The sequence below is a fragment of the Cyclobacterium roseum genome (genome assembly GCF_010119225.1).
GTDB lineage: Bacteria > Bacteroidota > Bacteroidia > Cytophagales > Cyclobacteriaceae > Cyclobacterium > Cyclobacterium roseum.
Map to the genome: position 1 here is coordinate 37499 of NZ_WNKF01000022.1, position 14727 is coordinate 52225.

11 protein-coding genes are annotated in these 14727 nt (G+C 47.9%); 5 read left to right on the forward strand and 6 right to left on the reverse strand.

Going from position 1 to position 14727, the window contains the following annotated elements; translation table 11 throughout:
- Positions 1-19: 19 nt before the first annotated feature.
- From GJQ68_RS21075 to GJQ68_RS21085, 3 genes are all read left to right on the forward strand, one after another.
- A complete protein-coding gene (locus GJQ68_RS21075) occupies positions 20-811 on the forward strand; it encodes a rhomboid family intramembrane serine protease (RefSeq protein ID WP_162419252.1) in 792 nt (263 codons plus the stop codon).
- 6 nt (positions 812-817) lie between these two features.
- Entirely contained in the window at positions 818-1744 is a 927-nt protein-coding gene (locus GJQ68_RS21080; protein ID WP_162419253.1) for a rhomboid family protein, read from the forward strand.
- A 74-nt stretch (positions 1745-1818) separates the two neighbouring features.
- Positions 1819-2070 carry a hypothetical protein gene (locus GJQ68_RS21085; RefSeq protein ID WP_162419254.1) on the forward strand — a complete coding sequence of 84 codons (252 nt, stop codon included), beginning with the start codon at positions 1819-1821 and terminating at the stop codon, positions 2068-2070.
- Positions 2071-2271: 201 nt separating this feature from the next.
- On the opposite strand, the gene GJQ68_RS21090 is transcribed toward GJQ68_RS21085, so the two are convergent.
- From GJQ68_RS21090 to GJQ68_RS21100, 3 genes are all read right to left on the reverse strand, one after another.
- A complete protein-coding gene (locus GJQ68_RS21090; RefSeq protein WP_162419255.1) occupies positions 2272-2898 on the reverse strand; it encodes a TetR/AcrR family transcriptional regulator in 627 nt (208 codons plus the stop codon).
- Positions 2899-2978: 80 nt separating this feature from the next.
- Positions 2979-4028: a 23S rRNA (adenine(2503)-C(2))-methyltransferase RlmN gene (rlmN, locus tag GJQ68_RS21095; RefSeq protein ID WP_162419294.1), complete on the reverse strand. Its 1050-nt coding sequence runs from the start codon at positions 4026-4028 to the stop codon at positions 2979-2981.
- Positions 4029-4117: 89 nt separating this feature from the next.
- A complete protein-coding gene (locus tag GJQ68_RS21100; protein WP_162419256.1) occupies positions 4118-5554 on the reverse strand; it encodes a sulfatase in 1437 nt (478 codons plus the stop codon).
- A 242-nt stretch (positions 5555-5796) separates the two neighbouring features.
- Between GJQ68_RS21100 and clpB the strand changes: the two genes are divergently transcribed.
- Positions 5797-8412, forward strand: a complete 2616-nt coding sequence (gene clpB / locus GJQ68_RS21105; protein ID WP_162419257.1) for an ATP-dependent chaperone ClpB — start codon at positions 5797-5799, stop codon at positions 8410-8412.
- Positions 8413-8586: 174 nt separating this feature from the next.
- A complete protein-coding gene (locus GJQ68_RS21110; RefSeq protein WP_162419258.1) occupies positions 8587-9501 on the forward strand; it encodes a glutaminase in 915 nt (304 codons plus the stop codon).
- On the opposite strand, the gene GJQ68_RS21115 is transcribed toward GJQ68_RS21110, so the two are convergent.
- Genes GJQ68_RS21115 through GJQ68_RS21125 form a run of 3 tightly spaced genes read right to left on the reverse strand, consistent with a single transcriptional unit; the run spans position 9498 to position 14725 of the window.
- The gene (locus GJQ68_RS21115) at positions 9498-10445 is read right to left on the reverse strand and encodes a sugar phosphate isomerase/epimerase family protein (RefSeq protein WP_162419259.1); all 948 of its coding nucleotides are present in this window, start codon (positions 10443-10445) and stop codon (positions 9498-9500) included. The two genes, GJQ68_RS21110 and GJQ68_RS21115, sit on opposite strands and share 4 nt — an antisense overlap.
- A 49-nt stretch (positions 10446-10494) precedes the next feature.
- Positions 10495-11988: a DUF1501 domain-containing protein gene (locus GJQ68_RS21120; protein ID WP_162419260.1), complete on the reverse strand. Its 1494-nt coding sequence runs from the start codon at positions 11986-11988 to the stop codon at positions 10495-10497.
- 1 nt (position 11989) lies between these two features.
- On the reverse strand, positions 11990-14725 hold the full coding sequence (locus GJQ68_RS21125; RefSeq protein ID WP_162419261.1) for a PSD1 and planctomycete cytochrome C domain-containing protein: 2736 nt from the start codon (positions 14723-14725) through the stop codon (positions 11990-11992).
- Positions 14726-14727 lie beyond the last annotated feature (2 nt).

Consider the following 14727-nt stretch of genomic DNA (forward strand, 5'->3'; position numbering starts at 1 on the left):
TAAAGTAAAACGGAATCCTATGTTCAGATCCCTTACCCCCATTGTGAAAAATTTACTGTTAATCACCGTGGGGATGCATGTAATTGCTTCTTTTTTTATCCCTCAGTTAAAAAACCTTTTTGCGCTCTATTATGTGGAAAGTAGGTTTTTTATGCCTTTTCAGTTTGTGACCTACATGTTTATGCATGCCGACTTCTGGCACCTGCTTGGCAATATGTTCGGGCTCTTTATTTTTGGCCCGCTGCTGGAGCAGTTTCTGGGGCCGAAAAAGATACTGATCCTTTGGATGGTGTGTGGCATTGGTTCCGGGGTATTGTATTCCGGATACAACGCATATAAAATGGGAAACCTGAACGACCGGATAGAAGCCTTTACCAACGATCCGGATCCAGAAACATTCAATCGCTTTGTTTCAGATAACCGGCATCTGTTCAATCCGGCCATTTATGACTTTATTGACAAATACAGCCGAGATCCGGAAAATACTGAACTGGTTTCCGCGGCCAAGCGAACCATGCTGGATATCCGGGACAGGCAGGTGAATATTCCCATGGTGGGAGCTTCGGGAGCCTTGTTCGGAATTCTTATTGCCTTCGGCATGCTTTTTCCCAATACCCAGCTGTTCCTGCTGTTCCCACCCATGCCCGTCAAAGCAAAATACCTTGTTTTGTTCTATGGACTATACACGGTTTATAATATATTTGTATCGAATCCGATGGATAACGTGGCGCATTTTGCGCACCTATCGGGCTTGGTCATTGGTGCGGTACTGGTCACCTATTGGAAGAAGGACAGGAGAAATTTCTATTAATACATCATGTACGGAGGATTTTGGTATCATATAAGGCATGCCTTTGACCATAAAGACAATGGTCTGTATAAAATTATAGCCATAAACTTGCTCGCTTTTCTGGTCTTGATGGTCATGAGGGTATTTCTTACCATCGGAGGGGCTGAGGACCTGTACCGCTCGATTGTTTCTTACTTCATGATGCCAGCTTCCTTACCCCGGCTGCTGACCCAACCCTGGACCTTGCTCAGCTACATGTTTTTGCATGAGGGCTTCTTCCATATTATTTTTAACCTGCTCTTTCTATACTGGTTTGGATTGTTGGTACAGGAATACCTGGGAAATCGAAAATTGGTCAATCTTTACATACTCGGAGGTATCGCAGGTGGTCTGTTATACGTGGTACTCTACAATATTGCCCCGTATTTTAGTGATAAGGTCGACGGTTCGCTGATGCTGGGTGCCAGTGCAGGAGTATATGCCATCGTCGTGGCTGCTGCTACGCTTAGGCCCGATACCCAGTTCCAACTCATCCTGATCGGACCGGTAAAAATTAAATACATCGCGATTTTCTATGTGTTAATAGCTTTTGCTAATTCCGCAGGCTCCAATGCAGGCGGCGAACTGGCCCATTTGGGTGGCGCAGCACTGGGTTACTTCTATATTTTACAACTCCAGAAAGGGATCGATTTGGGGAAGCCTGTTCAAAGCGTAGGGTTGTTTTTTGAAAACCTCTTTTCCCAGAAACCTAAGGTTAAAGTAACCTACCGAAGGGGGCCGGAATCCGCCAAAAAGAAAAGCAGTAGCAGCACCACCGTTTCAAATACAGGAGGAGGGAAAAGTACACAGGAAGAAATCGATCGTATCCTCGATAAAATAGCGGAAAAGGGATACGATAACCTGAGTAAAGAGGAAAAACGTAAGTTATTTGATTTTAGCAATAAGGATGTCTAAACGTTAGCTCAATTACCATTCGGATACTGCCACGCTCCGACTATCTTTGAAATTCATGACTAAATTTCGGATAAATGTTTGAAGGTCCTAATTATCCCCAACCTTTGGATGAATCGCTTTTCGGCGAATGGCTTGAAAATGGAAGGTCAACAATAATACCTCATTCTTATTTGTTGATCATTTGGGATGAACTGGACACTGCTTACCTTCCAGTTTATACCAATGACAGGGATGAACTCCAACAATTTCCCCGCCTTGGCCAGGCACCCGACCACCAGCTTCTGGTAGCGGCTTATGACCTGTATTCTGAGACGAGGGTGGTGTAATTTTCTAAGAAATTAAAATCCTTCTTCGATGCGTTTTTAATTAGCCAAGTCAATTGTTTTTTTTATAAAACATTTTGCCCCCTTTTAGTAGAGGAAATAGCGGTGGAGCAACCGCATATTATTTTTCCGTTAAAGTCTATTATGAACCAAATTTGGAGCCAGTTCCTGGAAGAAGCCATTGGACTTCAGTATCAAAGAAGTCTATTTAGGATTTTTATCGTAACCTAAGATTTTTTTGTACAGTTCCAATCCACTGTCGGTCAGAAAGGGCAATACCATGGAAAAGACCAGCTTGCTATAATACTGGTAGTGGAAGGTTTCCTGACCGAAAATTATTTGATTATGGCTGGGCCAATAATCGGAAAGCATGGTCATTTGATTGGCCAGGTTTTCATAACTTCCGGTAAAATTTTCTTTTTCAAAAATATGCTCTTCGTTCAATTTTTGAAAGAGTTGAATCAGTTGCGCTTTTCGGAGTGAAATCAATTCAAAATAACGGTCTTTTACCCTTTCATGCCGCTGAATGATGCTTCCCAGGTCTGCGAATAAAAAATGGTATTTCACCTGTATCCGGTAAGAGCTGATAATGCTGGAATATAAGATCTCAAGGGAAGGGCTAGAAAGGTCAATTTCAGCCGATGCCGCATCCGATTCGTTACACAAACGATAAAAAATGCGTACGATCAAATCATCAAAGTCCCGTATGTCCCGGTAGAAATCTGAGGGCCTGACCTGGAGACTTTCCAAAATCCGGTCTATATCCGTGTCATGGTATCCACGGTCATTTAATACGAGGAGGGATTTCTCTATAATGGTTTGAAGAGTCATTTCTGTACTTTAATACGTATTTCAAAGTTAAAAAAAAGGAATTCATATCCATAACATCTGCCAGAAAAGTAAGTAGCTAATTACCAATCAATTTTGTTGGCCAATTGCCCGCAGGCCGCATCAATATCTTGTCCCCGGGATTTTCGTACCTTGGCCACGATCCCGGAATCTTCCAGAATCCGCAGGTAAAGAGAAACTTTTTCTGGAGACGCTTGCCGATATTCCCCTTCGTCGATTGGATTGTATTGAATGATATTCACTTTTGAGGGGATGTGCTTGCAAAATTTGGCAAGGGCCCTGGCGTGGCGTTCGTCATCATTGATGCCGTCCCAAATGACGTATTCATAGGTAACCTTTCGTTTGGTGATGGAATACCAGTATTTCAATGCGTCTGCTAGCTCTTCTACGGTATTGGTCTGGTTGATAGGCATCAGCCGGGTTCGGGTTTCATTAATAGCCGAGTGCAGGGAAAGGGCCAGATTAAATCGCACACCGTCGTCGGCTAGTTTTCGGATCATTTTCGCAATCCCCACCGTAGACAAGGTAATGCGTCTTGGCGAAATCCCCAGGCCCGTAGGCGAACAGATTCGCTCGATTGCTGCCAGCACATTCTGGTAGTTGAGCAAGGGCTCTCCCATCCCCATAAAGACAATATTGGTCAAAGGCCGGTCAAAATAGAGACGCGCTTCTTCCTGAATGGCGACCACCTGATCGTATATTTCATCCGGATTCAGGTTACGCATTCGTTTTAGCCTGGCGGTCGCACAAAAATTACAATCCAGGCTGCACCCTACCTGCGAGGACACACAGGCAGTGATTCTTTTTGAGGTTGGTATCAGGACCGATTCCACGATTTGATCATCAAATAATTTGACTGCGTTTTTGATCGTCCCGTCATTGCTCCGTTGGAATTGGTCGACTAGTATGTGGTTGATGTCAAAGTTTTCTTTTAAATGCTCCCTGGTGGCCTTTGATAAGTTAGTCATGTCATCAAAGTTTTTGAGAGATTTGCTCCATAGCCATTCGTAGACCTGCCTGGCCCGGAACCGTTTTTCTCCCACCGACTCAAAATACTGCTCTAACTCCTGAAGGCTTAATTTACGAATATCTTGTTTGTTGACTTGTTGCATGGTTTCTTTTCTTTCAGGACTTTCAAAAACATAAAACACTTACAGATTGGTTCAGATTCCAACCCCTTCCACCTGAAAATGGACCTCTGTCATGGCCTGGGTTCGGGAAACCTGGCATTTGATTCCCTTAATTTTCGCATCAGGCTTTGCTGCAGTACTTCTGTTTTATCGGGATACACCTTGGCCAGATTTTCCATTTCACCCGGGTCTTTTTCCAGGTTGTAGAGTTCGCTGATTCCGGTTTCATAAAAGTGAATTAATTTCCACTGGCCTTCCCGTAGGGCGGAGCCAGGTTTCCAGGCACTTCCATGGTAATGCGGATAATGCCAAACCAATGATTCACGCTCAATGGTATCGTCGTTGCGGATCAGTCCTGACAAGTCTTTGCCATCGTTGGCTTGATGCGGGATTTGGGCCAGGCTAAGCAGGGTAGGAAATAGATCCATGCTGACCACAGGAGTTTCGGATACTCTCCCTTTATCCGAAAGCCCGGGACCCTGAACGATCAGGGGCACCCGGATGCCTCCTTCGTAGCACCAGCCTTTGCCAGCGCGTAAGGGTCCATTTGCCGTGGGGGCTCCTTCGTTAAACAAGGTGGAAAGCCCGCCGTTGTCGCTGGTCAAAACTACCCAAGTATTTTTATCCAGTCCCTCTTCTTCGAGCGCCTGCAGGACTCTGCCGACATTTTCATCCATGGAGGCGACCATGGACGCATAGGCTGCGTTGTCCTGGATGAGTTTGGTTTGCCCTGCGCCTTCCTGCCGGTAGGCTTGTAACCCTGAGGGGGCGGTCAATTTTTCTTTTTTGCGAAGAAAATAGTCGTACTTTTTAGGGGCTGGCTGAATGGGCGTGTGGACGGTGTAAAAGGAAAGGTAAAGAAAAAAGGGATCCGTTCCTTTTTGCCGCAGGAATTGGATGCTTTCATCGGTAAGCCTTTCCGTCAAGTACTCCCCTTCAGGACCATCTTCTAGCCGTGGATTTCCATAAGGAGCGTAATAGCCATTGGCCTCTCCCTTCCTCAGTTGTGGTGCTCCCACGCTCCATCCGCCTATATTCTGGTCAAAACCCTGGTGTTCGGGCCAATACGTATCCTCTTCCCCTAAATGCCATTTGCCGGCGAAAAACGTATGATACCCCGACTCTTTAAATTTTTCGGCAAGGGTGGTCTCTTCCAATTCTAACTGATGGCTAATACTCGGCGTGGAAAGCGGCCAATCCTCTTTATTCCGGCTGAAGCCCGGGATCCAGTCGGTGATGTTAAGTCTGTTTGGATGTATTCCGGTCATCAATGCGGCTCGCGTAGGGCTGCAAACCGGATGCGCCGAATACGCCTGAGAAAAACGTAGGCCATTGGCTGCCATCCGGTCGAGATTTGGGGTTTCGTAAAACGTTTCCGGGAAATTGGCACCTACATCGGCCCAGCCCAGGTCGTCTACCAGTATGACGACAATATTTGGTTTTTCTACTTCCTTTTTACCACAGGAAAAGCAGCAAAACAGGAACCAAATAAGTAAACCTTTTTTCATGGAATCTAGCATGCCTTTTTTCATGGGACAAAGATAGAAAAATGGAAGAATACTGTATTTCGCTTTTGCTGATTTCCCAGCAACTCCGACCCAATATACTGTCAAAAAGTCTGTAAACGTCACTTTTCCTGTTCGAAATCGGACATTTTTTCAGGGTTTTACAGCAGATCGGGTTTGGTTACATATTTGATCCGTGTTATGAAGAGAAGAAAATAACAGCGAAACAAATAACCCGGACCATTATGGATTTTAAGCAATTTACCATCAAGTCTCAGGAAGCCATTCAAAAGGCACTTGAGCTATGCACCGCCGAGCAGCAGCAGTTTATAGAGCCTGCGCACCTGCTTAAGGGAATCATTCAGGAGGATAGTAATGTAACCGACTTTTTATTTAAAAAGTTGGGAGTTAATAGCGGTCTGATTATTCAAAAGCTGGAGGAGATCATCCGTCAACTCCCAAAAGTAAGTGGGCAACAACCTTATCTTTCCAATGCCACCAATCAGGTGCTGGAAAAGGCGAAGGGGTACCTGAAAACTTTCGGTGATGAGTATGTGGCTGTAGAGCACCTTGTACTGGGGGTTTTGGCCGGTTCGGATGCTACCGCCCAGTTGCTGAAGGATCAGGGATTGAATGAAAAAAAGCTAATCGAAGCCATCAAAGAACTTAGAAAAGGAAATAAAGTGACAGATCAAAACGCAGAATCCAAGTACAGGTCTTTGGAAAGATACTCCAAAAACCTAAACGAACTCGCCAAGAAAGGCAAGATAGATCCGGTTATTGGCCGGGATGAGGAAATCAGACGGGTATTGCAAATACTTGCCCGAAGAACCAAAAACAACCCCATTCTTCTGGGGGAACCGGGAGTGGGTAAAACGGCAATAGTAGAAGGTCTTGCCCAACGAATTGTAAGTGGGGATGTGCCGGAAAATTTAAAAAGTAAATTGCTGATTTCCCTGGATATGGGATTACTCGTGGCAGGTGCCAAATACAAAGGGGAGTTCGAAGAGCGACTAAAAGCAGTGATCAAAGAAGTAACCGATTCGGATGGAGAAATCATTCTGTTTATAGATGAAATTCATACACTGATCGGTGCCGGTGGCGGCGGAGAAGGGGCCATGGATGCAGCCAACCTGTTAAAGCCTGCTTTGGCCAGGGGAGAGCTTCATGCCATTGGAGCCACCACGCTGAAGGAATATCAGAAGTACATCGAAAAGGACAAAGCCCTGGAGCGAAGGTTTCAGCAGGTTATCGTCGATGAACCCGATGTGATGGATGCCATCTCCATTTTGCGGGGAATCAAAGACAAGTACGAACTGCATCACGGGGTCCGCGTCAAGGACGATGCCGTCATAGCGGCGGTGGAACTGTCCCAGCGCTATATTTCAGATCGTTATTTGCCCGACAAGGCCATCGACCTGATGGATGAAGCGGCTGCTAAATTGCGAATGGAGATCGATTCCTTGCCTCAGGAGTTGGACGAACTCAATCGTCGAATCATGCAATTGGAAATTGAGCGCGAAGCCATCCGAAGGGAAAAAAACAAGGATAAGGAGGCCGTACTGAGTAAGGAACTGGCGGAACTTTCCGAAAAAAGGCAGGAAATCAAAGCCAAGTGGGAAAGCGAAAAGGCGGTTATCCAAGGCATTCAACGCGAGAAGGAAAGCATCGATAAATTCAAATTGGAAGCAGAGCAAGCGGAGCGAGCGGGAGACTTTGGTAAAGTAGCTGAAATACGGTATGGAAAAATCGGTGAGACCGAGAAAAAGCTAGCGTCTTTCCAAGAGCAACTCAAAGAAATGCAGGAAGGCTCGCCTTTGTTAAAGGAAGAAGTGGACCATGAAGACATTGCAGCCGTGGTGAGCAAGTGGACGGGCATCCCCCTTTCTAAAATGATCCAGAGCGAGCGCGAAAAGTTACTGCATTTGGAAGAGGAACTGGGTAAGCGTGTTGCCGGGCAGCGGGAGGCGATTGTAGCCCTTTCTGATGCCGTCCGGAGAAGTCGTGCGGGATTACAGGATCCCAAGCGCCCCATCGGATCCTTCATTTTTCTGGGAACCACCGGCGTGGGAAAAACCGAATTGGCAAAAGCCCTGGCGGAATACCTGTTTAGCGACGAAAATGCCATGGTGAGAATTGACATGTCGGAATACCAGGAGCGGCATTCTGTCAGTCGCCTGGTAGGAGCACCTCCAGGTTATGTAGGCTATGACGAAGGAGGGCAATTGACCGAGGCGGTGAGAAGAAAGCCCTACTCCGTGGTATTGCTGGACGAGATCGAAAAAGCCCATCCCGATGTGTTTAATATCCTGCTGCAGGTTTTGGACGATGGCAGGCTAACCGACAATAAAGGAAGGATAGCCAATTTTAAAAACACCATCATCATCATGACTACCAATATTGGCTCGACGCTGATTCAGGAGCGCTTTGATGGCATGGAGGAATGGAACAAAGAGCAGGTGATGGAAGAAACGAAAGAAGAGGTCTTTGGCTTGTTGAAAAAATCAGTGCGGCCGGAATTCCTTAACCGTATCGATGAGACCATCATGTTCGAACCGCTTAATAAGGAAATTTTGCGGAAAATTGTGGACATACAATGGAGGGAAGTCCAGAGCCGACTTGCCGAATCGGGCATCGAGCTGGATGCCACACAGGACGTGTTGGATTACCTGGGGGAGGTTGGTTTTGATCCGCAGTATGGCGCCAGGCCTTTAAAACGTACCATGCAGCGACTGGTATTGAATGAATTGTCCAAGCAAATATTGAGTGGCTACATCAAAAATGACAGTGCCGTATTGGTAGACCTGGATGCGGATAGGCAGGTTTACTTTAAAAATGTGGACGAGGTAGGGGTAGAATAAGCGAACCCAGTACCCCTTGGTTTTCGCTAACCCTTCCGGAGGATGTCTCAGCAGAAAGACAGTTGGCTGATAAATTGGCCAGCTGTTTTTTTTGATCCGTTTCAAATGGGGCCCTTCAATAAAATAGGGTTACTTTTGATAAACGGGACCTACCCGTGATCTAACGAAGCCATCATGGATTATCAGGAATTAATTTCAGAAGTATATCAGGAAGTAAATCAACTGGGCCTAAAGGGGAACGTTGCCAATTACATTCCCGAGCTGGCAAAGGTATCCGGAGACCGGTTTGGTATTGCTTTGGTAGATCTGGACGGGAAGGTCTATGGGGTAGGGGATTATCAAGAGCCCTTTTCCATTCAAAGCATTTCCAAGGTATTTACCCTAACCATGGTTTTTCATAGGTTTCGTAGTAAACTCTGGTCACGGGTGAATGTGGAGCCGAGTGGTAATCCGTTTAATTCCATTGCGCAATTGGAATATGAACAAGGCATCCCCCGAAATCCCTTTTTGAACGCAGGGGCTTTGGTGATCACCGATGCTCTTACGAGTAAATTTGAACATCCAATTCAGAGTATACGGGAATTTATAGATGAGTTGGCGGGACAGCATTGCGTGCGTATAAATGAGGAGGTGATGCAATCGGAACTACTGCATGCGGAGAGAAACACCGCCATGGCTTATTTTCTAAAGGCCTATAAGAATTTTGAGAACGACATCCAGGAAGTGATCCGGACCTATGTATCCCAATGTTCCATAGAAATGTGCTGCGAGGAACTGGCAAAGGCTTTTTCCTACCTGGCAAACGACGGGTATTCTATTTTTGCCAAACGGGAAATTTTAAATGAAAGCCAATCCCGGCGGGTCAATGCACTCATGCTTACCTGCGGATTTTACGACGAATCCGGTGAATTTGCTTTTCGCGTGGGATTACCCGGCAAAAGTGGCGTGGGGGGCGGAATAGCGGCAGTCATGCCCGGCAAATTCAGCATCGCCGTCTGGTCTCCCGAATTAAATGAGAAAGGAAACTCCGTAAAAGCGATCAAGGCCTTGGAGCTGCTAACCGATAAACTGAAGTTTTCCCTGTTCTAAATCAGGTTCACCGTTCTCCACATGGCTTTGGAGGTAGCGGCCAGAGCCTGCTCATTTTCCATGGCATTCAATTTCGCATTGAAAGGTTCCGCCCTGACAGGCCCATCGTATCCAATAGTCACCAAGGCCTGCATAAATCCCTTCAAATCTATCAGGCCGCTATCGCCTGGTAGTTGACGTTCACCATCGATCTGTTCGGCAATGCTTCTGCCGGCAGTGGCATCGTTAAGGTCGCAGGTCACGATTTGCTCGTTGGTCAGGTTCTCCAAATCAGCCACGGTTTCGCTGGAAGTGTACCAATGAAAACTATCTAACTGTACCCCTACATTCGGCTGCCCGATCTCAGCGATGAGGTCCTGAACTTCTTTCAGGGTTCCGACAAAGGGGTAGCGGTTGATGATTTTTAAATTTTTTGTACCCACGTATTCGAATCCGAGTGTCAACCCTTCTTCTCCCAATACCTGGGCAGCCTTTCCAAGGCGCTCGCTGTGTTGCTTAAAGTTGTCCAGATAGGGCAGTTCATCGTGGCTGGGCATGATCCAGGTGCCCACACGACTTACACCGGCTTTTCGCAAGATGGCGGCTACCTTCGGTAAGCCTTTAATACCTTCCTCAAATGTAGCCTTGTCTTTTCGAAAATCAACCGGTAGTCCTGCGGCATCCCAGGTTAGGTTATGGGCTTCCTTTTTAGCCAGAAACTCGTCGAATTTTCCAGGAGACATTTCCATCAACTGAGCGGGTACGGGTAAGATGGCTTCAAAATTATAAGTAACAGCCTTATCAATCATCTCCTCCTGATCAATGGATACTCCGATGGCGTAGGGATTCAAACTCACACGGAATTTTCGTTCCTGTAAATTTGGGGCGGCATGGCTTAGATAGGGGGTGCTGGCTAATCCCAGTGAAATTAAACTGCTTTGTTGAATAAATTTTCTTCGGTCCATTGGATGTTTTCTGAAGTTGTTTTGATAAAACGGGCGTTTTTGGATTTATTCAGGATAAGATTTCCCGAATCACATGTCCTTCCACATCCGTTAGGCGGAATGGCCTGCCCTGAAAGTCAAAGGTAAATTGTTCGTGGTCAAATCCCAGCAAGTGGAGGATAGTGGCGTGTACGTCATGTACAGACACCTTGTTTTCCACCCCGGAAAAGCCAATTTCGTCTGTCAGTCCATGCGAGGCTCCTTTTTTAATACCTCCCCCGGCCATCCACATGGTGAAGGCATCTACGTGATGATCCCGGCCCTTGTAACTTTGGGTTTTTCCCTCCCGGTTTTCCTGCATAGGGGTGCGGCCGAACTCTCCTCCCCATACCACCAGGGTTTGATCCAGCAGGCCTCTTTGCTTGAGGTCTGTAAGCAGCGCGGTGATGGGTCTGTCAATTTCCGTGCATTTATCTTTCATGCCCAGGTCAATGGCAGTGCTCTCACCGGTGCCATGCGCATCCCAGCCCCAGTCGTATAATTGAACAAAACGCACGCCTTTTTCTACCATTTTTCGGGCCAGCAGGCAATTGTTGGCAAAGGATTCTTCTCCAGGTTGCGTACCATAAAGCTGGTGTATGTACTCCGGCTCCTCGTTGATGTTCATGACTTCCGGTACCTCAATCTGCATGCGAAAAGCCATCTCGTATTGGTTGATACGGGCTAAAATTTCCGGGTCTGCATAGTGTTGGAAATCCTCCTGGTTAATGGCGTTGATCGCGTCCAGTAATTTTCGTTTCATGGATCGGGACATGCCCTTCGGATCTTCGATGTACAATACCGGATCCCCTTTGGAACGGCATTGCACCCCCTGGTAAACGGAGGGTAAAAAGCCACTGCCCCAAACACTCTTTCCGGCATCCGGGGTTTTTCCTCCAGAGGTAAGCACCACGAAGCCTGGTAAGTTTTGGTTTTCCGATCCCAGGCCATAGGTGACCCAGGAACCAATGCTGGGCCTTCCCAACCGCGGACTGCCGGTCTGCATGAAAAGCTGGGCCGGTCCATGGTTAAACTGGTCGGTATGGACTGCTTTCAAAAAGGCTACCTCGTCCACCACCTGCTTGAAATGTGGTAGGTAGTCAGATACCCAGTTGCCAGATTCCCCGGATTGCTCAAATTCAGCCTGTGGTCCGAGCAGGTTTGGCCGGCCCCTGATAAAAGCAAACTTTCTTCCCTGCAGCACGGATTCCGGACATTCCTGATTATGTAGTTTGACAAGCTCGGGTTTGTAGTCAAACATTTCCAGTTGGGATGGGGCTCCTGCCATGTGCAGGTAAATTACCGATTGGACTTTGGGCGCAAAGGGAGGGGCCGCTGCTGAAAGGGGATTAAGATCCCGCTCGGAGAGTTGCATGCCCTTGGGTTTGGGGGCTTGACATCCGACCAGCGAGCCCAGTGCCAGCCCCCCCAGACCGCTGGCACAGCTTTGTATAAAATGCCTGCGGGTTTGGGATTGTAGCTCTCGTTCCAGTTTTTCAGCCAGTAATTTTTTGATCTTGTCCATGTCAGGATTTGGTTAGAAATTCATCCAAATTCATCAGCGCATTGGCGATGAGTGCCAGGGCGGCCAGTTCCGGGTTTTTCTGATCCTCTTCCGCAAATTGCAGCCACTCCTCCATCGCTTCGGTATCGGTGGAGAAATCTTCCAGGGCGAATGCGTACAATGATTGAAGGTGTTCGTGCTTTTCGGGGCTGATGGGCTGCAACAAAAGCCTTTCGTAAGCCCAGGAAATGGGATCCGCAGCATCGGACCGGTACATGCGAAGGGCCAGGTGAAACGCAGCCTCCTGGTATACCGGATCATTCAATGTAACTAACGCCTGCAAGGGAGTATTGGTTACGGTACGGCTAATGGTGCAAACCTCCCGGCTACCCGCATCGAAGCTAATAAAAGAAGGATAGGGGCTGGTGCGCTTTAGAAAGGTGTATACGGCCCGTCGGTACCGGTCTTCGCCCTCGCTGGTTTCCCAGGATTCTCCGTTGTAGACGGTTTGCCATACATTGTCCGGCTGGGGGGGCATCACCGGTTTGCCATACATTTTTCCACTTAGCAGTCCCGAGGCAGCAAGTGCCTGATCCCGGATTTGCTCGGCACTGAGTCGGAATCTTGGGCCTCTGGCGTACCATTTGTTTTCAGGGTCTTTTTCATGTAGGAGTGTAGATGAAACAGAGGACTGCCGGTAGGTGCCTGACAAAACCATGTCTTTTATAAGCGGTTTTAGCTTCCAGTCATGGTCTTCCATCAGTCGTATGGCCAACCAGTCCAGTAATTGCTGATGACTGGGAAGGGCTGATTGGGTACCCATATCTTCCAGGGTGCTGACCAGTCCCCGGCCAAATAACTGTGCCCAAATCCGATTGGCAAGGGTTCGGGCCGTCAGCGGATTTTCTTTGCTGGTCAGCCAGTAGGCAAGGCCAAGCCGATTTTCAGGCCATTCCGGATCCCAGGTGTTGAGAACGGCGGGGACATCCGGTTTTACGGTTTCCCCTTTGAGCATCCAATTGCCTCTTTCAAACACATGGGTTTCCCGCTTCATGTAATCCGGGTTTTCTACGAGGATCGGAACGGAAGGGGTGTTTTTGTTTAGCAAGGCTAAAAAATCGCGGTCCATTTCTTCATGCCCGGCTTGGTTTTCCCCTGGTAGCTCCGGAAAAAAGCCAAACCAATTGATGGTGGAACTGGTTTGCTGCGGTTTCAGGGATTTGTTCTCCATGTGGAGGTAGAGGTCTACCTTTTCATGTAGCTCTTTGATGGGAAAGCGGCGGATTTCCCTGCCTTCTGTTTTTCCCAGCGTGAATTGAGACAAAATTTCCCCCTCTGGACCGCCATTACGAATCGTTAGCCGGTTTCCTTCGTTTCCCGTCCAGTAGTTAATATAAACGTAGGGCGAACCCTCGGTATAGACGTCCCTGAGGTAGCAGGATCCATTGTCCCAAAGGCCCAGCCATTTGGTGTCGATCAATTCGCCATTTTCAAAGTCCTCGGCAATGTGGCCATGGTATTTGGGTTCCTGATAAAGCAGAATGGCCTCCATTTTTTCTTTGAGCCCTGGGTTACCGTGCCGGGCAGCCCAGGATTTTATTTCCTCCATGCGGACGCTGTCTTCCCCGGAATAGAATTTTAATTTGGGTTCCTCCCCATGGGTATCCTCATCCCGGCTGTTATTGAAGAAAGCCATGATCTGGTAATAGTCTTCCTGCTTAAAAGGATCGTAAGGGTGGCTGTGGCACTGCACGCAGGACATGGTTGTACTCTGCCAGACTTCAAAGGTAGTATTGACCCGGTCAACGACGGCTGCTACCCGAAATTCCTCATCCTGAGTACCCCCTTCATCGTTAACCATGGTGTTGCGGTGAAAAGCCGTGGCGGTGAGTTGATCTAAATCCGGTTCGGGCAATAAGTCACCGGCAAGCTGCTCCACGGTAAATTGGTCGAAGGGCATGTCCGCATTCAGCGCCTTGATCACCCAGTCCCGATAGGCCCAGATCTCCCGACTGACATCTCGCTCGTAGCCTTTGGTATCGGCGTAGCGTGCCAAGTCCAGCCACCAGGAAGCCCATTTTTCACCAAAAGCGGGACTATCCAATAGCGCATCTACCAATTCCTCATAGCTCATCCGACCGGATTTCCACTGGCTTACCAGGGCTTCATCAGGCGGCAGTCCCGTAAGGTCCAGGCTCAGCCTACGAATAAGGATATTTTTACTTGCTTCTGGGGAAGGGCTAAGTTCTTGCCGGGTCAGCCCTTCGGCAATAAACCGGTCAATGTCATTTTGAATGAAAAGCGGAGCCTCTTCCGGGAGAAAACCTGCCTGAAGGCCCTCCTGGGGAGCCACCGGTTTTGTGGGCGATTTGTATGCCCAATGTTGCCCCCAGTTTGCGCCCTCTTCCACCCACTGGGTGAGAATTTCGATTTCTTCCTCACTGAGAGGTGCTTTCTGGTAAGGCATGCGTATTTCCGGATCGCTTTCGCTCAGGCGGGAGATAAATTCACTGCCGTGCGCATCTCCCGGGATGATGGCCGGATGGCCGGACTCGGTAGGCGCAATGGCTTCCTCTTCAAATAGCAGGCTGAAGCCTCCGTTTTTCTTAACTCCTCCGTGGCAGGAAATGCAGTGCTGGTTGAGTATGGGCTTTACCTGGGTGCTGAAATCAATCTCCTTTTCCTGGGTTAAGGCATAGTAAATGACTCCTGCAAGTAGGATGCTGGCCAATCCAATAAGTAAACCAGGCTTATTCATGG